The organism is Candidatus Omnitrophota bacterium (assembly GCA_028716565.1).
In the GTDB taxonomy this organism is placed as follows: domain Bacteria; phylum Omnitrophota; class Gorgyraeia; order Pluralincolimonadales; family Pluralincolimonadaceae; genus Pluralincolimonas.
Genome location: JAQUPL010000002.1, coordinates 179,702 through 203,215, shown reverse-complemented (window position 1 = coordinate 203,215; position 23,514 = coordinate 179,702). Strand labels below are relative to the sequence as shown.

Genomic DNA, 23,514 nt, shown 5'->3' with positions numbered 1-23,514 from the left:
CCCTCCTTTTTATACCGGTTTAATTACTATTTCGCTCTCCCCTTACGGGGACTTTGCCTCGTCGCTGAAAGTGACCGCCAGATAAGATCTGTTTATTACCGCGAACGTCAACGGGTCCGAAGAGTCCCCGTCCTTCTTGTAGCTGTTCAACTCATATTCCTGCGTTTTCCTGTCCGGGCTGGCCATATCGTAAATATACGGGTTCGAGCCGTTCACCTCGCCCCCGCCCCCGTGCCACTCGGATACATCCTTATCCACTTTCCTGAAAATTCCGCTGTCCTGCTGGCCGGTCCCCACAACGAACCTCCACGTATGGCCCGCAGGGCTTCCGCCGATGAGTTTCAAAGGGATAGCGACTTCGACCGAGTTCCAGTTGGCGTCGTCGACCATGAATCCCGGAGTATCGTTACTATCTCCTTCCTTGCGGGCTATAGTTTTCCCCTTCGCGTCCCAGATCCTCCCCTTGTAGGAATTGAATATCCCTATCACGTATTCGCACGCCAGGTCCGGCGAGACCTTAAGGTTCCCGTAGCACCCGGTATCCTGGTCCCCATCGCCCTGGGCAAGGACCTGCGTGCCGCCCTTGCCGCCCTTGGCGCCGTCCTGGTCTATGCCTATTATCCTGTAAGGCGTCCAGAAATCCCCGGGCCGGTCGCATTTTATCATCAGGTACAAGTTCTCTTTGTCCCACGTGACCCTGAATTCCCTAAGGTCAGCGCCTTTAGTCAGCGCTTTATTAGTCGGATAAGTGTAATGCCCGTTTCCGGTACCGTCGCCCTTGGCGTCTTCCCAGATATATTCGCCTCCGCTGATAGTCGCCGTATTCTCCTGGGCCGGCGTAGTACCTACCCAGTCCCTTATGTTCTTGTCGACCTTTATAGTATGGCCCTTGACCGGTTCCGCTATCATTATCTTTACGGTATCGGCCGTTATCTTGACCGTGTCTATCGTGACCGCGCCGGATTTCTCATTCTCCCTGACCATCAGCGTATGGATTGAGCCGGGCTTATACCCCTCGTCTATCCTCCACTCGGCCGTGTAGAGCCCCATATTCGGCGACATCTCGATAAACCGGCCGTTATCGATGGAATACTCCAGCTTGTCGACTTCCGTGTTGGCCCTCGGCTCGACCATAAGAGTAGCCATTTTATATATGCTGGCGCCGTCGAACGGGAATACTATGGTGACCTTATTTACAACCCTCACGTCTATGCTTTTTATATTTATCTGCCCGATCTTATCAGTCGCCTTTACGCTTATCATATGATTTATTCCCGGCACTTTTGACGTGTCCCATTCGGCGGTATAAGTCCCTGCGGCCGAAGGCGACATCGGCATCCACTCTCCCCCGTCCACGGAATAATCGATCTTCGCTATATTTTCCTGCTTGTCCTCCGCTGCAATCTTTACGGCACCGCCCACCGATGAGTTGGGCCCGGGCTCAATTATAGCGGGCTCGGGCAAGGGAATGTTCGAGACCTCCCCCTCAAGGGTGATCGCAAATATATTCAATCTCTTGTCCGCGGGCAGGGTGAGCGAAGAGAGGATCTTGCTCTTGTCCGGCTCGAGCGTCTGCATATAAAGCGCCACGCCGGGCTTCCTGTCGCCGGCCGATTCATGATGGTATGTCGTCACTACGGCTACTTCTTCGCCGTAGATGGGATTGCCTCCCCACCAGTCCGAAAAACCGGTCACGACCTTCGCCGAGGTCCCATCGGTATAGCTCAGGACGAACGTCTGTTTCGAGCCGCCGTCATGCATGGCGGCGAGGATATGCACTTTCGTATAATACCCGGGCGGGAAAGCTATCTTTTGCTTGCCGCATTCGACGGTGTTCTTTTGGCCGTCGGCCTTGTCGCCGAATTTGAACTTTACCTTTTCCGCGCCGTTGAATATGAACTCGGAATTCGAGTCGGGCAGTTCCTCCGCCGGGAAGTCATAGCCGGTCCCGTCGTTGCGGTTTGTATTCCATGAGATCCAGTCGTGGTCAAGCGGCAATTCCGCATACTTGCCCGGCTTATTATCGATAGTTACTTTGGCCGTTGCCTCGGAGGTCTGGCTGCCCGTGTCCGTCACTATGAATTTAATATCATGGGTAGAGCCGTCGGGAAGCTGCGAGGCGTCCCATACCGCCTGGTAATTTCCCTCGCCTATGCCTTCCATCTGCTTGGGCTCTTCCCCGTCGACGGAATAAGTGACCGAAGCGATGCCCCTGTCGTCGGCCGCGACGGCCTTCAGCGAGACTTTGCCTATAACTGCGTCGTTATCTTTGAGATTTACCGTGACCGCAGGAAGTTCGTCTATATTATCTACGATGACCCGGACGAAATCGGAGACATAATAACCCTTCTTGCCCTTAGCTTCGCTAAGGACTTCACCGGTCGCCCGGACGATAAGCATATGTTTGCCTTCCGGCAGTTTTGACGTGTCCAATTCCATCCGGTAAAGGTCTTTCTTCTGGTATAGCCGGCCCAGGAGTTTCCCTTCTACTATCAGTTCCACTGCCTCGGGCTTTTCTTCCCCTTTTATCTCGGCCGATATACCGGCCTTTCCCTGCAAGACCGCTTCTTCCTTCGGTTCTTTAAGTTCGACCGCCAGGTCTCCTAAAAGCGAGGCATATTGCCGCTGCAGCTGGAAATATACCGGCTTCTGGAATTTCCTGTCGATCGTCATCGTGCCCATAACCTCCGGCTCGTTGATCATCGTGTGCCAATCCGCGATCGTCCACCATGTCGCGCCGGCGACGAACGGGAAGTCCCTGAAAGCCTTGAAAGTATCTTTCGCCACTTCGACCTGCGACGCTTCCTGGGCAAGGTCCCCGTAACGGGCCCAGACGCCGTATTCCGTGGATATGACCGGCTTGTCCGGAAAGGCCTGGTGGGTCTTCTTGAGAGCTTCCTTCGTATCGGCAAAATACGAGCTGCCGTAGAATATACCGTAATAAGTCGTAAACCCTATGATGTCGCATTCCTTCTGGGTGGCATCGGTAGGATCGCTTCCCGAGGCCGACTGCGCGACAAGCCGGGTCCCGTCGACCTTATAAGCGTTCTCCCTCAGGTCTTTGATAAAAACGGCCCTCTCCCCCTGCCAGCTGCATTCGTTGCACGCGCCCCAGATTATGACCGACGGCCTGTTATAATCGCGGTATATCATCTCGAACCACATTTGCCTTCCGATGCCCCGGACATTTTTCTGGACGAGGAACTCCGGCCCGGTGAACCAGAACATGGGTATCTCCTCCCATACGAGAAGCCCCATCCTGTCGGCGATAGTGTAGGTCTGCTGCTGGTTGGGATAATGGGCCGTCCTTACAAAATTCGCATTGGCGTCTTTTATGTACTTGAAATCCGCCGTAACCGCGGCCGGGCCGTAAACCAGCGGGCCGGGTTCGCCGTAGAAGACTTCGTGGCGCGCGATACCGCGGAGGAATATCTCTTTGCCGTTCAGGAGCAGTTTCGCGTTGGCCTTATCTACGCTTGCCTCCCTGACGCCGAACTGGGTGTAGAGCTCGCCTGATCTTGCCTTCCTGTCGGCGAGAGCTACCCGTAACACGTAAAGGTTAGGCGACTCCGGCGACCAGGGTTTGAGCGCGCCCGATTTCAGCGAGAACCTGAACGCCTTCGCCTCGCCCGCCTTCAACGTTACCTGTTTGGAGGTCTCTCCTTCCATGGAGACGGTCCTGCCCGTAGCTATTTTCTTTACAGACGCTTCCTCTAGGTTATCGTCCTTCACGTTGGCCTGGACGATCTTGAGGGCAAGGGATGAATCAAATTCGGCATCGCTCCGGTTATAAACGGTCACATCTATCGTCAGTTCGGAATCTTTCTCGTTGACCAGTTTCGGTTTTATGTCGGCGCGGACGACCGAGACCGGCGGCGATATCTCTATATATACGCTCCTTGTTATCCCGCCGTAATTCCACCAGTCGCCGGTAACGTAAGGGACTATGTTATGGTCGTTGGTACTGAGCGCCTCGGACGAGGCGTCTCCGTTGGGGAGCCACGGGATATTATCGACGCGGACGGCTATGACATTATCCTGCCCAAAGTTAAGGTATTGGCTTATATCGAACGCGAACGGCGTATAGCCGCCTTCATGGCAGCCTATCCATTTGCCGTTGATCCACACATCCGTAAAATAATTCGCGGCCTCGAACATGAGTTTAACGTACTTGCCGGACGCGTCGGCCGGGACTGTGAAATGCCTCCTGTACCATGCCCCGTCCATATACCTGTCAGGGGCCGGGTCTTCGACGCCCGGGACAGATTTCTCTTTCCACGCGCTGTCGTCGTAATCGGCTTTATACCTGCCGGTGCTCTCCTCTTCGAGGAGTTTCAAGGTCTCCGGCGTCCTCTTATAAAGCGTAAGCTTGTGGTCGACGCCCTGCCGTTCGGACCTCCATGAGCCGTCCAATTCTATGTAAGGGCGGTCCTGCCTCTCCCATGACGGGAAAGGTATCCCGTTCTGGAACGGGAGATACAGGCCGTCTATCTCTTTTACCTCGAATGTGGGAGGCTGGACCCCGGGTCCCGCGGCCTGGGCGGGATACACCTGCGCCGGCGCGAGCGCGCACGCCAGGAAGACTATAATCGCAAAATATGGGAAGGTTTTTTTCAGCATGATTGCCTCTTAATGAGTTCGGGTTTTATCACTGCCATCTGGGGTTCAAAATTCTCGTCGTTCATGGAGCGGACTGCGAGGTCGACCGCCTTCTCTCCCATCTCCTGGAGAGGCTGCCTTATCGTCGTCAGCGGGGGTTCGACGTAGGCGACCTCGAGCGTATTATCGAACCCCATCAGCGCCATGTCTTTGGGTATTGAGATGCCCTGCGCTTTCATGACGCGCATCGCGCCGATGGCCATATAATCGCTAGCCGCGAATATCGCGGTGGGGCGTTTCTTGAGCCCCAGGAGCTTCGGGACCTCCCTTTCGCCGCTCTCGAATGTGAAATCGCCGTAGACGATAAGCTCCTCGTCCTGGTCAAAGCCCATCTTTTTGGATAGGGTCTTGAACGCCTGCAGCCTTTCTGGGCCGTCTGCCGAGTTCGGGTTGCCGCTTATGAACCCGACGCGCTTGTGGCCTTGCGAGGCCAGATATTCCAGGGCCAATCTCACGCCCTCGAAATTATCGACGCAGACCGAGTTGACCTTTTCTTTGCCGTTATATTTTGTCACTAAAGAAAAGGCTATGCCGTTGTCTTTGAGGTCGCGGATGTCTTTTGAGATATCCCTTGTGTAATCGACGTTCAGGATCACCATGAGGTCAATAAGCCATTTGCGGGATATCTGGTAATACGACTCGCCCTTGGTCTGGTCGAGGCTGAAGAACATAAGCGCCCTGTCGTATTTCTTACAGGCGTTCTGTATGCCCTCTATTATCATAAGGAAGTACGTTATGGTGAAAAAATGCGGGTTCTCGGGGAATACCACCCCTACGGTGGACGATTTCTTGCTGATAAGGCTGCGCGCGACCAGGTTGGGCATATAGCCCATCTCTTTGGCGATCTTAAGGATACGTTCGCGCAGCTTCGGCGACACGTGTTCACGGTCGTTCATAACAAGAGAGACGGTTGAGTGAGCGACCCCCGCCCGTTTTGCCACGTCTTTTATGGTTATGCTGGATTTATCGAAACGTTTCATTGATTAGCATACCTCTAAAAGAAAGGTTACCACACGAACGGCCTTTTGTCAATGTGACCGATAACATCTTATCTGGAGAGTTTGACCTTGCAACCCAGATCGGTGGTAAAGGTAGGTATGGCCAGTTCGAGGCTGCCGTTCCGGCACCCGGTTTTCTCGCTCCGGATCACGCCGCCGGCGATGGTATCGAAATATTCGACTGCGTAATCCCCGTCTTTCAAGCCGGTTATGACGACCCTGGGTATCTCTATCCAAGTATACCTGACGCCTTTCCTGCGGTTATCGACCGTGTCATCCCTGTTCTTGAACCAAAGATACGCTGAATCGCCGGACCTGATACCTACCACCTGGAGCGGGTTGGAATAGCCGCTCAGGCAGATGTTCCTGACCCTGAACCAATCGGCCCCGTCATTGGTTATCTTTATGCGGTGTCTTCCCTTGCTCACGCCGACCTCGAAGCTGTCATCGAGATGTTTGTAGCTCGGGAGCGGCTTATAGATATGTTCGAGGACCATCCGGTCGTCAAGCCAGATGGCAGCTTTGGCCCCGCCCTCGGATACCATGTCGATATTAAGGGTAAACGAGCCGTCCCCGGGATAATCTACGGCGAATACCGGGGTGACCTTCATATCCGTGTGCGCCGAGCCCTGGAAAAACCTAGAAAGTTTGTCGATATCCGAGATGCGCCCATCGTTCCCCACGATGAATTCCGAGGCGGTCGAGGCCTGCCAGTCGAGATAAGGCGTGAAAGTGAGCGTATTATAGGTATCCTTGGGGTAAATTATCCTGTAATCGATATCCGTGAACTTTTTACCGCGCCTGTCATCGCCGGCGGTAAACCCGGAGACCGCCCTAAGCTCGTAGAAAAGATTTCGCGGCTTGATATAGCTGTCCCACCACCAATACATCGCGGTTCCGGCTGCAGGCGAGGCGGCCGAAGACCAGAGCGCGTTATGGAACCTTATCCCCTGGGGATCCTGCCTGCGTTCTACCGTCCCTTCCTTCGCGGTGCTGGCTACTTCAGCGATAAGGACCGGCTTTCCGTACCTCTCCCGGAACTCTTTCGCGCGGAAGACTATCTCGTCTATCATAACATCGCTGTACTGGTGGATCTGCGTATAGCTGATGTATGGCGCGCGCCAGAGCAAGCAATCCAGCGGCTTTGAGAGACTCGTGGTTATCATGTGGCCGAGCGGGTCCGCGCCCTTTATATAATCCGCCATCTCCTTGTGCCATTCGCCGGCGCGGGCCTCGTCGAAACCGTCGGTCAGGTCGATCTCGTTCCAAAGCTCCCACGAGAATATCGCCGGGCTGTATCCCCACCTGGCGATTATATAACGGAGCTGGTTCTTGAAGAGCCTTGCTGCGTCCTCGTTCGTGAAAAAATCCGGCGGGGACTTGCATGGCCCGCCGTTCTTGGCGTTATAGGGGTTTGCGCCCCACTCAGAATCGGATGAAGTGCTAAACTGGCCGTGGATATTTATCGTAAGCTGGACGCGTATGCCGTATTTTTCGGCCATCCCCAGTATCTTATCTATCCTGTCCGCGTTCCTGAGATTGTATTTCCCGAGGCCGCCGTATGACTTATCCTTCTTCCATTCGAGCCCGAGGCCCCAGGAACACAGCCACAGCCGCGACCAGTTCCCGCCGTTGCCGCTTATCTTCTTATAATAGCCGTCGTAATTATACAGCGTATCCCCCCCGAGCCACGCGACGTTCATGCCGACAGGGAAGAAGAATTTGCCGTCGGAGGTCTCAAAATAACAGGGATCGATCTTGCTTACCCTGACCGGTCCCGTAGCCGTCGAGGGGAAGCATGTGAATCCGGCAACAGGAGACCTGGCTGAGGAGTGTTTGTCCGCAACTGTCGCACAATAGGTCCAGTCCCCCTCTTCATCCGGGGAGAAGCGTATCTTCCAAACAGGCCTTTTCCCGGACGATGAATAAAGGAACCCGGGGACTTTTATCTCTTTGGATGACGGCGACTTGAATATTCCGGAGAGGCCTACCTGCAAAGGGTCAAAAGGATTTTCATATTCGGCGCTTAGGTCCACCGTGAGCTCGAAGAGGCCGTATCTCCCGACTTTTTCCGAAGAAGGGGCGATTGAATTTATCGTGGCCGGCTTATAGGCGAACGTTTCGGCGGAAACGAGGAAAAATGCGCACGCTAGAAAGACAAGACAGCTTTTTTTCATATGTCACGCTTTAAGGCCGGTAAGGGCTATGCCTTTTATGAAATACTTCTGGAAGGCTATAAAGACTATCAATACCGGGGCCGTAGCGACCACTGCGCCGGCCATGACCATCGCGAAATTCGTCCCGAACTGCCCGTTCAGTACGGAGAGAGCGAGGGGTATCGTCCTCATTTTCGAGGAATATATTATGACGAGGGGCCAGACGAAATTATTCCATTGCGCCATGAAAGTGAATATCGCCAGCGAGGCGAGCGCCGGCTGTATCAGGGGGAGTATCACCCTGCGGTATATCGTGAACTCGGTGCAGCCGTCTATCTTCGCCGCGTCTATGAGGTCGTCGGGGATGTTCATTATGAACTGCCTCATCAGGAATATGCCGAACGCCCCCGCCATCGCCGGGATTATCAGCCCGTAAAACGAATTGAGCCACCCGAATTTCTTCACTATCACGAAACTCGGTATAAGGTTCACCTGCCACGGTATCATCATCGAGCCGACGAGCAGGAGGAAGAGCTTGTCCCTGCCGAAGAACCGGTGCTTGGCGAAGGCGTAGCCGGCCAGGGAACAGAAGAATATATTGGCCAGCGTTATAGCGGTCGTGGCAAAAAGGCTGTTGAGGAAATACCTGCCCATCGGTATTATCCTGAAGAGTTCGAGGTACGCCTCGATCGTAGGTTTGCGGATGAAGAAGCTCGGCGGATAGGTATTTATCTCGTCGAGCGGCTTGAACGACGTGACTATCATCCAGACGAACGGCACGATCATTATGAACGAACCGGCTATCAGGAAAATATAGATGAGGAGATTGGCGGTCTTCTGCTGCTGCTTCTTGCTGGTTACCCTGACCGTGCCCCTTCTCTCCAGCTCTTTTATCCCGTTCATACCCATGTCAGTACTCAATCTTTTTCTCCACCAGCCGCATGTTGACGATCGTTACGATAAAAAGCACCAGGAATATAAGGTACGCCAGCGCCGAGGCGTAACCCATCGCGAACCTTTGGAACCCGGTGTCGTAGAGGTACGCGACTATCGTCAGCGCGCAGTCAAGCGCGCCGCCCACCGCTCCCTCGGAACTGTAGGTCATTATATATACAGCGTCGAAGACCTGGAATGCGCTTATGATCGACATTATGGTGACGAAGAGCATCGTCGGCGCCAACAGCGGCAGCGTGATGTTGCGGAACTTGTCCCATTCGCTCGCCCCGTCGACCTCGGCCGCCTCATAGAAAACATGGGGGATGCCCTGAAGCCCGGCGATGAAGAGTATCATGTTATACCCGAGCCCGCCCCAGACGCTCATGATTATTATCGAGGGGAGCGTCCAATCGATCCCGAGCCAGTTCACCGGCTGTATCCCGATCGAAGAAAGGGCGTGGTTAAAGAGGCCGTATTTGCCGCTGGCGTAAAGCCATTTCCAGATTACCGATATCGCTATTATCGAGGTTATGCTGGGGATGAAGAAAAAGGTCTTGAACCAGTTCTTGAAACGGATATTCTGGTCGATGGCGACGGCGAGGGCAAGCGAGATCACTATGCTCGTCGGGACCGTGCCTGCCACGTATATCGCGGTATTTACCATCGCTTTCCAGAAACGCGGGTCATGGAACAGTATGTTTATGTAATTCTGGAACCCGACGAATTTGGGCGGCTGGAGGATATTATACTGGGTGAAACTCCAGTAAAGCGACGCGAAGACCGGTATGATGAGAAATACGGTGAAGATGATAAAGGACGGGCCGATGAAGATGTAAGACCATTTCTGCCTGTTCAATTCCTTTGCGAACGGCTTCACTTCCTGAGCCTCCTGTTCAATTCGTCATTCGCGCCGGCTAAAGAGGCCTTCACGTCCTTGCCCTTCAGGACGATAAGCTGTATGGCCGTATCTATGAACCTCGTGCTGTCATCCCAACCCAACAGGGACGGAGGGCCTTTCGAGTCCATCGCCTGCGCCTTAAGCGGTTCCTTGAACGCCGCATCCATCGGGAGGATATCCCACGTCTTTATGTTCGGGGGAAGATAGGTATCGTGCGACTCGAGGGTCGCCTCGTATAATTTCAGCTGGATGTCCGGACGGGAAAGATACTTTATGAATCCCCACGATTCATTCTTCAGCTTGGATTGGGAAAATACCCCCATCACCCTGCCGCCGATGAACCCTGTCCTTTTTCCCGTCGGCCCGGCCGGCAGCTGCGATATGCCCCATTTACCGTTTATCTCCGGGGCAACGTCGGCAAGGGTCTTCATCTTCCAGTTCCCGGAGATGAATATCGGGTAGTCGCCCATCTTGAATCCTTGCTCTACGGGTTTCTCCTCCTTCGGCACGCCGTATCTTTTATAAAGTCCGGTGAAAAATTCCATCCCTGTTTCCGCGGCTGCGGTATCGAGGGTGGCAACCGTATTCTCTTTATTATAAAAATCCCCGCCTGCCTGCCATAAGAAAGGGCTGTACCCTATCCAACCGAGCCCGCCCCAGTCGATTATCATCGATTTGCCGTTGCGGTTAAGCTCTGCCAAAAGCGAGGCCAGTTCTTTCCAGTCCCGGGGCGGCTTTCCGATCATATCGGTCCTGTAATACATTATATATTCGCTTATATCGAATGGTACGGCATAGACGCTGTCCTTGTACCTTATCGACTCCGCGAGGCCGGGAAAGATGTTGTCCTCTATATCCTTGAGGTCCGCAGGAAAAGCCTTCTGGAGGTCGACCATCGCGCCCAGGTTGCCGAATTCGGTCCCCCAGGTAAGCCCCATCGTCCCGATGTCGGGGGTGACTTCCCCTACTACCGAGGTCAGGTATTTCGAATGCGCCTCTCCCCACGAGATCGCCTCGCATCTCACCTTGACGCCGGTCTCTTTATAAAAATCCCGCCCGAGCTCGGTTATCTTCTGGGCCTGCTTCTCGGAACCTACAAGCCACATGAGTATCTCTTTTTCGGAAGACTTCTTTGCGCAGCCGGAAAGGCAGGATAAAATGAGGGCCGCAAAAAATAAAAAAAGACACCCTATGGCACTTCCGCGTTTTATTCCGCGCATAGCCTTATTATTCTCTATTGTTATAAAAAGTCAAGAGATAGTTACTTTTGCTTCGTCTCTTTTTCCGATTTCTCGATAAAACTACGGGCAGAGGCAAGAAGGCTTTTCGTATTGACGTCGAGCGCCTCTGCTCCCCTGCTGTCATCCGACGGGGGGACCTTGAACTCTAGATTATTCGCCTTGTACAGCTCTTCCGCATAACGGATCCGGAGTTTCCTTAAAATATCCGCGATAGATATCTTGGCGTTCTCCTGCGCCGGGTAGTCCATGACTATCGCGACCTTCCGGTACGCCAGGTCCGCATCCTTTATCTTCTCTATTGCGCCCTCGAAGTCGTTAGTAAACGATTCCCATCTCTCTTTGTTGAATTTCTTCTTTTGGGATCCATATTCCAGGCTCAGTTTATTGTAAAGGCTGTCCAACTCCTTAAGTTCAGCCACCAACTCCTTTCTGCGCTTGCCCGTAGCCCCCTCTGCCTCGTCCGGAGACCCCACCCGGATCTCCGCGGTCGCGACGATATCGCCAACGCCTTCGAGCTTCTTCTTTATCTCTTCACTCTCCTGCCTTGAGGTTATACAGGAGACCTCGATTACATATATGCCCGGCGAGAATCTCTTCTCCTTGAACGGGCCGAACCTTATCGCAAATGACTGCCCTTCCACCGCATGCTTGCGCGTGACGATAACCTGGTTGAGCGTCCTGACCTGCAGGAAGAGGACGGTCTTCTGCGGAAGGTTTGTCTTATACTTAACGAGGATAGCGTCGCCGTTGTAAGAACTTTTCATCTCGGCCGAAACGTTCAAATTAAATTTCCCGGAATTCGCCGCGCCGTAACCCTCGGCCTTTAGCGGCACCGGATTTACCGTGACCCGGCGCTTCTCTTCCGCCCTCGCGCCGAAGAATCCCTCGGGCAGCTCCATGCGTTCCTCCGAGGCGACATCGGCGCGTTTAAAAATTACCTTTCCTATTTTCGTCCTTAAAGTCATGGTCTCGCCGTTCTCTTCGAGTATCTCTCCTTCGAGCGAGCGGCCGTTATTGAGCGTAACCGTGTCCGCGAATGAGGCCCGGCACGCCAATGACAGAGCAAATATAAGAGATATGAAGTATATTGCCTTTTTCATTTATATATTTCTCCAATACAGTATCTTCGCGCGTTTTTGGTAAGTTATCGTCACATCATCCAGGACAGGGGTATCAAGGAGGCCGTCCCCGGATTCCAGGAAATAAGCGCTATACTTGATATCGCCCGTGCCGCCGGTAACGACATTGAGGGGATTGCCCGCCGGATTAGACCTGGACGAGCTGTTGCCTAGCCAATTCGCGCCGTCAAAGACGTCAAAAGTTATGTCCGCGCCCGGGATGATGGGATTTCCGACAACATCCGCTACATGCTCGGTCCAGGATATCGTCCCTAACCTCGCGGCGCCCACCGTATCAGAGGAAGAGGTAAAAGAGGCGTCCCCGACATCATAGTATCTTCCGGCAGCGCAATCGTTGCCGATGTCGGATGCATTTAACATCGTCGGAAATATGCGTATCTCATCCATAGTGCCATTCGGAGGCTCGTTCCCGTTCGTATCGCAGCCGAACTGCAGGCCCTGAAATCCGGTAAACCCATACGGCTGGATGGCCAGTGAATTATCATACTGGCTGATCCCGTCTATATACATATGCTGTTCCGCGGCATTAAAATCCCACACAAAAGCCAGGTGATGCCACGTCCCCGCCCCCCAGAAACTGCTGACGCCCCAAAGCCAATAAGTAAAATTATGCTCCAGGCCGTCTTTTCCGTGGACCCTGACGACGATTTTACATGAGGTTTCGCCGGAACCCCTGGCCATGTACATATCAATGGAAGAATTGGACCATTTCCATTCATTGCCGTCGGCATCCCAAAAAGATCTGGTCTGCGCTTCAAATATCTTACCCGAATCATAGGTAGGAAACGTCACCCATCTCTCATAGAAATTCGGCTTAAACCATACCTCTATAGATCCCCTGCTCGCCTCTATATTATTTTCGGGATAGAACCAATCTATAGTCTGCCCTTCCCGGGGATAAAACACCCCGTCAGGCATGAGATTGCCCGCAGGATTAGCAAATATACCGGCCTCTCTCGGGATAGGGCTTGCGATGCCGCTCGTCTGCCTCGCGGCGCTGCCGCCTGCGTTGTCGGCGTTCAGGTGATTGGCCTTATCCGCGTAATCGATCTTGAAATGCGGCGTTCCGGAAGGGGCCGCTTCTTTCCTTGTCGTGAGCATTATCTGCCCGTCATAGGCGGCGGGAGATACGCCGGAAGAGGCCTGGTCGTACTCCGGATAGAGCTCGGCATTACTTATCGTGCCCTGCGCGAACTGGGCCTGGGTGGTCTGCTTCCAGATATCGAAAAGTTTTACGACCGCCTGCAGGTTTTTAGATGCCACCCGGTTCCCTGCCGCGTCATTTATGAACCCGGTCGCGTTGATCTCATAATATCCGCCGGAGTTGAAGCAGAATTCCGTCGTATAAACTGAGAGCGCGGTCTTATCTACCGCGAGCGGGACGCCATTCGCGTCGTAATAGGCCTGAATGCCGGGATTGGCGGGATCATACCTCGATACATGCTTATACCGCCATGAACAATTCGGGTTCGCGCGCATCAGGTCCGTGTTCGGGTTAGCGTTCGCCATGACGACCGCGGCGTCGCCGGCGGCGATATAACCGAGCGTCTCTGCGGACAAGAGCATGCCCCACAACTGGTCGTAGGTCCCGTAAGGGCGGTTATTTATAAGATGGTCTGTGAGAGAAGCGGCCTTCGCGGAAGTCATAGTATTCGTGCCGTCGCTTATCCCCGTCAGGACCGCGATCAATACCTCCCTTGAGGCGGTATTAACGTTAACCGGAGCCCTGGGCGCCGCGGGATAAGGCGACACGGGGCTTATTACATCGTAATCTATAAATGCCTGTAAGGCTATATGATCCTTTATCTTATTATATTTTGTCTTTTTATCGGCAAGCGCCGCGCCGGGAAGGGCCTCTACTATTGTTTCCTTTGTGGTATAACCGGCAGCGGGACGATTAGTGACTATCGCCGCGCCGTCTCCGGCAGACAGGGGCGCGCCAAGGGAAGCGACCAGGTTCTCCAGTATAACGCTTAGGTTAGGATTGGCGTCGTTTATGCATATCTGGCCCGCGCAATCATATATCTTATCCACCCTATAACCGCCGTTGCCGGCCGGCGTCACATAAGCGGGGCTTCCTGCCCACTCCTCGTCGGTCGAGTCAACCGCGTCGCTTACAAATCCTTCGGCGCCGTAGAGGAGTTCGGAGATCGCCCTGTTTATCCCGGCCTCGGCGAGATATTTCGCTTCCGCGGCATTTTTGAAGTTCTTCGCCGACTTGAGGTCCGCTATCATGTTGATGGCAAAGGAAGTGCCGACGAGCAGGATAAGGGCCAAGACCCCTACCGTGAGGATAAGGGCAACGCCCTTATTGTTCCTCCCGGAGATAAAAAAGGGGGTGCTTAAAGCTATTTTCGGGTGAGGGAGCAAGTCCTTTTGAACTTTCCTCATAGCTTTAATACCCCCTTTTATTATTTCTTCGATTTTCCTGTGTTACTTTTACTGCTTACGCTTTCTTCTTTCTGGCGAAACCAAGGATGCCCACTAAACCGCTGCCGAGAAGAAGCATGCTCGCCGGCTCGGGAATTACGTCGTACTGATCGACATAGATGAGACCGTCGTAAGTCCCTGTTGACGAGTCGCCGGTGCCGAGTTTGACGCCCATGACCATTACGCGAGTGGGGTCAAAACCTGAATCGACAAAATCCGGAGTTGTGGAACCTAAAGTTGAAGAGAGTGTCGTCCAGTTGTTTTCGGTCAAGTTACTCCACGGACCGTACCATGACTTCCAGCTCGTGTCCTTGAAGAACATCTGCCATCCGTTGGGGGACGAAGGATTTGTCCCTGCCGCTCCCGTAGGACCATAAACCGACACGGATGCCAATACCCCCTGCAGATCAAGCGCGTTAGACGAGCCCCTATTGACCAGGACTTCTCCCTTACTGAAGCTAGCGTCTCCGGGTACCAGATGAGTTGTTCCTGCCAATGAGTATGAACCGGATTTCGCCTGATCGCCGGACTGGGCGACCGCTGATACGGCCATGCTGTCCGAATAATCCTGGAAAGTCCAACCCTGGGTGCCTGATTCGAAGTCGTACAAAGTTGTAGCGAACGCTGAGCTGCCTACCAATAACATCGTTGCAATTACTGCAATGTACTTCATCATTATTGTTTCACCTCCTTCTTTTTGAAGTTTTAATATTTTATTGACCATTCGTCGACCCCCCTTTCCTTTTGATTGATTAGTATATCCGAGTATACTATTTAATTGTAAACAAAGATGTTTTAACAAGGATTAAATGATTATTGAAGAACAAGGCAAGTATACTCTGGTATAACTTCAAAAGGCAATATACCATTTTAAGCGCTCTTTGTCAAGAATATATTGTTGCTTTTTTAAGGTAAATCTTTGTTATCCTGCGTTTAAGATCCCTAGTTGCTCAAGAATCCAACATTGTCTACGTAGATAGCGCCGGAATCGACGTCCCACGGGTAGAACATGAACATCGCTTCTTTCATCGGCTCTTCCCTGTCAATGGCACCCTTGTGCTGCCATTTTGTTTCCTGCTTCTTAAAGGTCTTAGCCGTAAGGTCAAACGTCACGTTCTTGTTCCAGCCCGGCACCATCTGCTTCCTTACACTCTCGCAGAAGCCCTTGCTGTTAAGGACAACCGATACTTCTATGGAATTCGGCGCGTCGAGATAAACATCGAATATCATCTTTTTGGCCTTTGACAGGTCGAGGTCAAGCTTGGTATTCTGGAGGCACAGGCCTTTCCCGTCGGTCCTCTTGCCTGCCTTGTCGAATACCACCTTGATCGAAGTCTTGCCTTCGGTAAATCTGTCTTTGGCTAGCGAAACCCTCCCTTTATCGCCCCAGTCCGCGCAGACCCAATCGCCCTGTTTCTCAAAACCTTCCCAGATATCGCGCGTCTCCAACGGCACATCCTTCTTCAGGAAATTCGAAGCTATGTAGACCTTTGCAGGCCTGGGACGGGCCTTTGAATCCAGGGATATCACTTTGAGGGCCATATCTCCGGTTATCTCGGGCAAAGGTATCTCTATTTTCGAGCCATTGCACGCGGCATTGACCGTCCCGGTGATTTTCCCGTTATACGTATTCCAGAACTCGACTTTATAATCCCCCTTGTCCATCCCGGCAACCGTCAAAACGGCTCCTTTGATATCGAGCGGCCTGACCGCGCCCTGGTTGAACTTCGTCCTCAACAGGTCATATACCCAGATAAGCGCCCTCTTGTTATTCAATACGCCCTGGGCGTTGAGTATCGTCCCGTCCTCGAACTCGAGCGTCCCGCGGCTGTACCGGTAATCCTGCCCGCGCCTGTCCTCGCCCTCGTTGAATTTTGCGAGCGAGCGCCAGTGGAAATAAAAATTATTCGGCTCGATATAATCGTCCCATTGCCACGGCATCGCGTCGCCGGATGACACGGTGGTATAGGCGGCCCAGATGCCGTTGTGGTGGACCGTGGCATTCGGGTCCTGTATATCGATGCCGCTTAAATTGCTGCCGCCGTACTCGCCGACGAAATACGCCTTCTTATAATCCTTCATTATCGTATAAAGCCCGTCGAGGGTCGTGACTATCTCCGGCGTATACATATGTATCTGGCCGTAGGATATCTCCGGCTGTTTCCAGATATCCTTCGGGAAGTTGCCGAAATAGCTGGTGGTTACCATGTGCCTGTAAGGGTCGATCGAATTAATGTACTGGCCCATCTCCCTCTGCCACGGGATGTCGAGTTTCGCGTCGTAGTTGTCCATAAGCGTAAGCTCGTTCCACGGCTCCCACGCGAGGATGTTCGTGGAATATCCCCACCGCGCCACGATATAACGCACGCGCATCTTATAGAGCTTCCTGGCTTCCGGATTCGTCAGAAAATCTTTCGGCTCCTTGCACGGCCCGCCGTTCTTCACATTGTAGGGGTTGTTGAGCCATTCCGGGTCGACTTTTGTGCTTAGCTGGCCGTGCTGGTTCAATACGAGTTGGTAATAAATGTCATGCTTCTTCGCCAGATCAGTTATGTCGTCCAGGAGTTTCGCGTTATTGAGGTTATAATTGTTAAGGCCGTGGAAATTACCGACGTCGAGCCACTCTATGGCGCATTGCCAGCTCGACATCCAGACGCGCGACCAGTTATACATGTTCTCCTGCATCTTCAGGAAATAATGCTCGTACGCGTTCAGCGACGGCGCCCATGCCACGTTCTGGCCTATAGGATAATAATACTCGCCGTTGTCGAACTCAAAATAGAGCGGGTCCTTCTTACTTATGCGGACAAATCCTTTTTTCGGCGCCGCCGGTGCCAGACTTCCGAGTGCTGGCATTGCCGGGGCCTTGCATTCGAAAGCCATGGTCTCTGACCTGGCCGTACCCTTCGGGTTTGTCACGTTCACGCTGTATGTCCATTTCCCGGCCGTGGTCGGGGTGAACCTTACTTTCCAGACCGCGTCCGAGATATTGACGCCGTCGACCTTCCCGGAATAAAGGAATCCGGGCATGGTCATCTTCTTGCCGTCCGGAGAGGTGAATACGGCGCTCACGTCTATGTTCTCCGGATTATACGGATACTGGTATGTGCCCTCGAAATCGATGGTCGCCTCGAACTTCTCAAACTGCTCGACGCTCTCGTTTTCGGCTTTTACCGAAAGGACCTCCGGTGCCTTATATTCGGCCAACGGGATCACCTTCTGCTCGCTCGTCAACCTCGGGGTCCTCTCGACGCGGATGTTGTCGAAATAGATGTTCCCCTTCGCCTCGGTGTCTTCGGCATACATTATGAACATTATGCGCCACGCGATCGTGCCTGCCCTGGGCGCGTAATTATACTGCCAGTTGCTGGTCGGCGACTTGAAATTTTTCTCGTGGATATTGAAGGTCACGTCCTTGTTGAGCCCCTTCTTTATCGTCTCGGTCGCGCTCTCGATGAATTCGTCGGTATAAAGGACGAGGGCCAGCTCGAACGGCGGGCCGTCGTTATAGATGTCAACCATGAGCTTCTTCGTCGAATCGAGGTCGATAGCCGACTGCTCCCTTTCGAGGACGAGTCCCTTGGGAGGGTTCTGCTTGCCTTCTGGCCCAAATTCGACCTTGAAGCATTTCTCGCCTTCGGTCTTATTATCCGGGACGATGGTCAGTCTTGCCGCATCGCCCCATTGGGCTAAACTCCAGAGGTGCTTGGCTTCAAGGCCGTCCCACAAGACGGTCTCGGTCTCGGCGGCGTAAACGTGGTTTACGATCGCCAGCATAGACATGATAAATAGGACACATAATGGCTTTTTCATTGCTTTTTCGCCCTCCAGGCTGCACCGATTATTCCCGCGTCTTCTCCGAGTTCCGCGGGCACTATCCTGACCCCTTTAAACGATTCTTTCAAAGCTCTTTCTTTTGCCGCTTTTCTTATTTTAGCAAAATATTTTTTTCCTGCCTTCGCCATCCCCCCGGCCAGAACTATCACTTCCGGGTCGAGCGCGTTTATTATGTTGGCTACCGCGGCGCCAAGATATACGGCTGTTTCATCGACGATCTTGCGCGCAAGTTTATCGCCTTTCCTTGCCGCGCCATAGGTCTGTTCGGCCGTCATTTCAGCTTTCTTCATCCGCCGGACCACAGCCGTGGCCGAGGCATACATCTCTAAGCAGCCCCGGTTGCCGCAGCCGCATTTCGGGCCCTTAATATCTATAGATACATGGCCCAATTCAGAGGCGAACCCGCCTTTTCCGGTCCATAATTTCCCGTCGAGGACTATCGCGCTTCCTATCCCGGTGCCGAGCGTCAGCAGGACCATGCTTGAAGCCCTGCGTCCGGCTCCGCGCACCGATTCACCGAGCCCGGCGCAATTCGCGTCGTTCTCGACTACCACAGGTACCCGGAACCTTCTTTCAATGATCTTCTTTAACCGCACCCCGCGCCAATCCGGCAGGTTCGGAGGGGAAAGGATTTCACCTTTCTTGCTGTCCAGCGGGCCGGGGCAACCGGCCCCGATAGCTTTCACTTTAACTCCGGACCTTTTGATAAGACCGGCCGCGGCATCGAGCAGGCGCCGGATCACTTTATACTTTCCCTGCTCTTTCAGCGTCGGCATGCGGTATCTCGCGATGACTTTACCGCGCCCGTCTATGATGCCGAAGCGGATATTCGTCCCGCCTATGTCTATGCCGAGATAATTGCTTATAGCGGCTTCCTCTTCCCTTTCAAAGCGATATCGACCAAGTCGTCTATCTTAGCCGTCGCGACGCACATTACCGTATCCGCGCCGCCGTAATAGATCTTGACCGTGCCGTCAGGCTCAGGGATCGCGCCGCAGGTGAATACTACATTATGTACGTAACCGACCCTTTCGAATATTTCGTCAGGGCTGATTATGAACTGGTCCGCGATTCCGAGCACTTTTGCCGGGTTCTTGAGGTCATGCATCGCGACACCCAGCCTGTATGTCATCCCGTCCATCGTCCAGGTCACGCCGTGATAGATGCTGAGCCAGCCCTTCTTCGTCTTGATGGGCGGGGCCCCGGCGCCGATCTTGTGGTCCTCCCAGATATGGTTGCCGTAGGGAAGCATTATAAGCTCCTGCTCGCCCCAGTGTATGAGGTCGGGCGAATAAGAGATCCAGATGCCCTGGCGTCCGACGTTCGGCCGCTCAAAACGGCAGTATTTGCCATTTATCTTCTCAGGGAAGAGTACCGAGTTGCGGTAGTCGATAGTCGTTGTCATGGCGACCCGCTCAAATTTTTCGAAATTTTTTGTCTTCGCCAGTCCTATCCTCATGCCGATGCCCGAAAAGCAGCTGTAAAAGAAATAATAAGTGTCGCCGATCTTCGTGATCCTCGGGTCCTCTATGCCTTTTTGCTCGTAGAACGCGAACGGCCCGGTCGTCGCGGGGACCATGACCGGCTTAGGGCGCACGGTGAAGTTATATCCGTCGTCGCTCACCGCCAAACCGAATTCGCAGTTACCATTCAGGCGCAGGGCCCTGAATAGGAGGTAGTATTTGCCGTTGTACTTCGCCGCGCCGGCGTTGTAGGCCGCGTCACACGGGTACGGTACGTCCTCTTTTGTCAATATCGGGTTCTTCTCATACTTCTTGCATACGAATCTCATTTTTTGTCCCCCCTTATTTCGTTTTAGAATACCACAGTTTGACTACATCAGATGCCGGTTTATTCTGGATATTGAACCCGCGGTCAGTGCTCCCTCCCATCCTCTCGTTCGTGCCCCAATACCACCAATACATACCGTAGAACCACGGTTTGTCCCAGAACGCCTCGAGCATGGCGGTATAGCAGTCACTCTGGAGCTGGAGGTCGACCTCCCTGCCGAGCTGATGTTCCCACGGCGTCTTGGCCGCGCCGGTCGAACTCTTATATCCGACCTCAGTAAGGATCACAGGCTTGTTTATCTTCTTCTGCCACACCTCGATCTCCGGGATATATTTTTTCCAACCTTCGCGAAGGTCGTCAAGCGCGGGTTTCTCTTTATCGGAAAGCGGAAAGTATGCGTCGAGGCCGGCATAATCGAGCTTATCCCAGAACGTGATATTCTGGTATTCCTCGTTCCAGTTGGCCGCGTATGTTATCGGGCCGGTAAAGACTTTTCTGACCTCGCTTATCACATATTTGTCCCAGAGTTCGCCTTTATATGTGGCCGGGGTTGTCAGCTCCACGCCTATGCATAACAATTCGACGTTCTCTTTTTCCGCCAAAGCGGCGTAATGAGAGATGAAATTCCCATAACTCCTGAACCACGCCTCCCAGTCCGCGTCATTATTGAACTGTATCTCTCCGCGCCAATATCCGCCCTTGACCAGGTCAAGGTGGGGCTTGAGCATCACTTTGAGGCCTAAATTATGCGCCTGTCCAATGGCATGCGCGAGCCCTTCATCGGTAGGCGTATAGGCGCCGGGCCTTATCTCAGTACTGTTATAATCTGTCTGGTACCACGTCGTTACTATGGCTATATATTGGCACCCTAATGACGAAAGCTTTGACATCGATAAGTCGGAAAAACCCTTGCTATATGCTACCCTGTCCCACGTCACGTATGTCATGCCCTTTTGGAATTGCGGGAAGGATGGCCTCTCTGCCTTTTTATGTTCTTTTGCGGGCGCCGGAGGAGTCGAGGGCGCGGCCAGAGCAGGCGAATATGTAGGCTGCACGGGCCCTGTCCCAGCACTAGCCTCGACCTTGACATCGGGTTGCGTCTGGCCCTCGAGTTTTTTATTACCCTTCAGGCTGAATAAATACCCCGCCAAGAAAGCGAGGATTATAAGTGCGATAATTACCAGTTTATTGCGAAAAGACATATCGTTATCTCCTTAGGCTAAAGTTTTATCCTTGGGGGTGCTGTTAATACAGCACCCCCAAGGATGTCGTCATTCTACCCTGATGTTGTCGATGTATATCTTGCCTTTCCAGGCAGTCCTGTTGTCTTCTACCCTGACGCCGACTTTCCTTACATCTTTCCTGAAGTTGTCATCTACGACCGTGTTCTTCCAGTCCTTGCTGCCCGGCTTGAAATCGGCCGTTATCGTCGTAACCTGTCCGGGGGTAAGAGGGATCGTCTTTCCCATCTCGACCCACTTCCAGTCCTCGCCGACCGTAAGGATTATCTTGCCCTTAAGGCCCGCAGGAGCATCCTTCGGGATATAGACATCGGCTGATATCTTGCCGTAAGGGGACCAATCGTAGTAATCCTCGATCTCGGCATACGCGCCTGACCATTTCTTGTCCAGGAACTCGCTGGATACGGCGAGGGATTTCTTCCCTTCGGAAGCCCAATCGGAAGATACCGCTATTTCTCTCGCGACGCTATCCTCTTTTTCAAGCGCCCAATCGGGTATGCGCCAGCCGTCCGTATCCTTCTCAAAACCGAAGAGTACGGTCTCTGCCGCGTTGCATACGCCGGAAGATGTCAACATCAAAACCGCAAAAAGAACCACTGCCAACCTTTTCATTTCAACTTCCTCCTTTCCCTGCTTTTACTTTGCCGTCTTATACCAGCCGGCCAAAACCTTTTCGGCCGATTTGCCCTTGATCGTGTATCCGAGAGGACTTTCAATATCCTGCGGGAACACGCACCACCAGTAAAGGCCTTTGAACCACACCCGTTTTGTCATGACCGTCATCATCGCGTCCAGACAGTCAGCTTGCTCTTTTTGGCTCTCGACCTTTGATGGCACCGTCCACGGTGTCTTGCCAGTCCCCTCGGCGCTGGTATATCCGGCTTCTGTAAATATTACCGGTTTACTTATGCCCTTCTTCCTGAAAAAATCCTCCATATTCTTTGCTTCCTTCTCCCATGCCCCGGCCAACTCCGCCTTCGCCGGATTGGCTTTCGAGGTAAGGGGGAAATAAGCGTCTATGCCGACAAAATCCAGGTCGTTCCAGAAAGGAACTTCCTTATATTCGTTCCAGTTGGCCGCGTATGTTATCGGGCCTTCATAATTCCCCCTGACCGATTTTATTATCTTCCTCCATTGCGGCTCCCACTTCATCGGCGTCCCGGCAAGCTCTGTACCTATGCAAAAAATTTCAACGTTGTATTTTTCGGCCATCTTGGCGTACCTGAGGATAAACTCCTCGTAATTCCTGAACCACTCTTCTTCCCCCGGGATATCTCCGCGGAATTCTCCGGTCTGGATATCTATATGCGGCTTGAGCATTACCTTGAATCCCAGGGAATGCGCCTTGTTTATCGCGTGGGTCAACGCCTCATCTACCGGCGTCCTGCCGCCTTCAGGGCTCTCCGGATAGATCTTCATCGATTCGAGTGTATCCTGATACCAGGTCACGATAATGCAAATATGCGTGACGTTTATCGTTTTAAGGTACTCCAGCATCGAATCGGATTCTTTCGCCGCCAGGTCGCTCTCGTTATAGGATGCGTAGTTTACGCCTTTCTGGAATTCGGCGGCTGTGACCGGTCCCGGCGACGCGGCCGGCGCTTCCATGGAAAGCTTTATTACCTCCCGCAGTTTGCGGTCCGGGAATACCTGTTCTATCGGTTTATCCTCCGGGTTAAGCTCTTTAGGGCCGTAGACCTCCCATTCCCATATCGAGATGCCCCATTCGGGATTCGACCTCTTGAGGCCGACAAGTTTAAGATAGCGCGCCGTGGTCTGCGGTATGCCGATAGTATCGGTGCCGCCGTGCCTGTTCTTGAGGACCATCACCGACTTCCATTGCTTCGCGTCGTCCGAGATAAGGAGTTCGTATTCCGGGGAGTAAGCGCGTTCCCAGTAGATAACGGTCTTCGTAAAAGTTTTGGGTTTCCCGAAATCGTAAAATATCCATTCCCCGTCCCTGCCGAGCACCGGCGACCAGCGCGTATTGAAATCCCCGTCGGCTACAGCCATCGGGTTCGGCCCAGGAGCCCACTCGGAATCGTCGAAAGACGACGCAACCGCAGCGGCAGGTTTCAAGTACACGAGGTCCTCGCATTTTTCTTCGGCCAAGGCATCCGGGCCGCCAGTAAATAACAGGGAAGTAAGGGATAAAAATATGACTGATGCGAATTTTTTATACATCATT

At 53.1% G+C, this 23,514-nt stretch carries 15 protein-coding genes; all 15 read right to left on the bottom strand.

Translation table 11 applies throughout. From position 1 onward, the window contains the following. Positions 1–42: 42 nt before the first annotated feature. Positions 43–4,620, bottom strand: coding sequence for a glycoside hydrolase family 2 TIM barrel-domain containing protein (locus tag PHO67_04155; GenBank protein ID MDD5546336.1), 4,578 nt, complete (start codon positions 4,618–4,620; stop codon positions 43–45). After that, the gene (locus tag PHO67_04150) at positions 4,614–5,639 is read right to left on the bottom strand and encodes a LacI family DNA-binding transcriptional regulator (protein ID MDD5546335.1); all 1,026 of its coding nucleotides are present in this window, start codon (positions 5,637–5,639) and stop codon (positions 4,614–4,616) included. Before PHO67_04150 ends, PHO67_04155 begins: the two co-directional genes overlap by 7 nt. 68 nt (positions 5,640–5,707) lie before the next feature. Then, positions 5,708–7,834 carry a DUF5060 domain-containing protein gene (locus tag PHO67_04145; protein MDD5546334.1) on the bottom strand — a complete coding sequence of 709 codons (2,127 nt, stop codon included), beginning with the start codon at positions 7,832–7,834 and terminating at the stop codon, positions 5,708–5,710. 3 nt (positions 7,835–7,837) lie between these two features. Beyond that, the gene (locus PHO67_04140) at positions 7,838–8,734 is read right to left on the bottom strand and encodes a carbohydrate ABC transporter permease (GenBank protein ID MDD5546333.1); all 897 of its coding nucleotides are present in this window, start codon (positions 8,732–8,734) and stop codon (positions 7,838–7,840) included. Beyond that, positions 8,724–9,626, bottom strand: a complete 903-nt coding sequence (locus tag PHO67_04135; GenBank protein ID MDD5546332.1) for a sugar ABC transporter permease — start codon at positions 9,624–9,626, stop codon at positions 8,724–8,726. Before PHO67_04135 ends, PHO67_04140 begins: the two co-directional genes overlap by 11 nt. After that, positions 9,623–10,867, bottom strand: a complete 1,245-nt coding sequence (locus PHO67_04130; GenBank protein MDD5546331.1) for an extracellular solute-binding protein — start codon at positions 10,865–10,867, stop codon at positions 9,623–9,625. The genes PHO67_04135 and PHO67_04130 overlap by 4 nt, the downstream gene beginning before the upstream one ends. A 41-nt stretch (positions 10,868–10,908) precedes the next feature. Then, a complete protein-coding gene (locus PHO67_04125) occupies positions 10,909–11,988 on the bottom strand; it encodes a hypothetical protein (GenBank protein ID MDD5546330.1) in 1,080 nt (359 codons plus the stop codon). Beyond that, positions 11,989–14,418 (bottom strand): hypothetical protein, encoded by a 2,430-nt coding sequence (locus PHO67_04120; GenBank protein ID MDD5546329.1) that lies wholly within the window; start codon positions 14,416–14,418, stop codon positions 11,989–11,991. A 55-nt stretch (positions 14,419–14,473) separates the two neighbouring features. Next, positions 14,474–15,133: a PEP-CTERM sorting domain-containing protein gene (locus PHO67_04115; GenBank protein MDD5546328.1), complete on the bottom strand. Its 660-nt coding sequence runs from the start codon at positions 15,131–15,133 to the stop codon at positions 14,474–14,476. Between the two features lie 266 nt (positions 15,134–15,399). Continuing rightward, positions 15,400–18,270, bottom strand: coding sequence for a DUF5060 domain-containing protein (locus tag PHO67_04110; protein MDD5546327.1), 2,871 nt, complete (start codon positions 18,268–18,270; stop codon positions 15,400–15,402). Beyond that, positions 18,267–19,142, bottom strand: a complete 876-nt coding sequence (locus PHO67_04105; GenBank protein MDD5546326.1) for an ROK family protein — start codon at positions 19,140–19,142, stop codon at positions 18,267–18,269. Before PHO67_04105 ends, PHO67_04110 begins: the two co-directional genes overlap by 4 nt. A gap of 14 nt (positions 19,143–19,156) precedes the next feature. Then, positions 19,157–20,086 (bottom strand): glycoside hydrolase family 130 protein, encoded by a 930-nt coding sequence (locus PHO67_04100; GenBank protein ID MDD5546325.1) that lies wholly within the window; start codon positions 20,084–20,086, stop codon positions 19,157–19,159. Positions 20,087–20,099: 13 nt separating this feature from the next. Further along, positions 20,100–21,287, bottom strand: coding sequence for a hypothetical protein (locus tag PHO67_04095; protein ID MDD5546324.1), 1,188 nt, complete (start codon positions 21,285–21,287; stop codon positions 20,100–20,102). Between the two features lie 69 nt (positions 21,288–21,356). Beyond that, positions 21,357–21,938: a glycan-binding surface protein gene (locus PHO67_04090; protein MDD5546323.1), complete on the bottom strand. Its 582-nt coding sequence runs from the start codon at positions 21,936–21,938 to the stop codon at positions 21,357–21,359. Between the two features lie 24 nt (positions 21,939–21,962). Then, on the bottom strand, positions 21,963–23,513 hold the full coding sequence (locus tag PHO67_04085; protein MDD5546322.1) for a discoidin domain-containing protein: 1,551 nt from the start codon (positions 23,511–23,513) through the stop codon (positions 21,963–21,965). Between the last annotated feature and the right edge of the window lies 1 nt (position 23,514).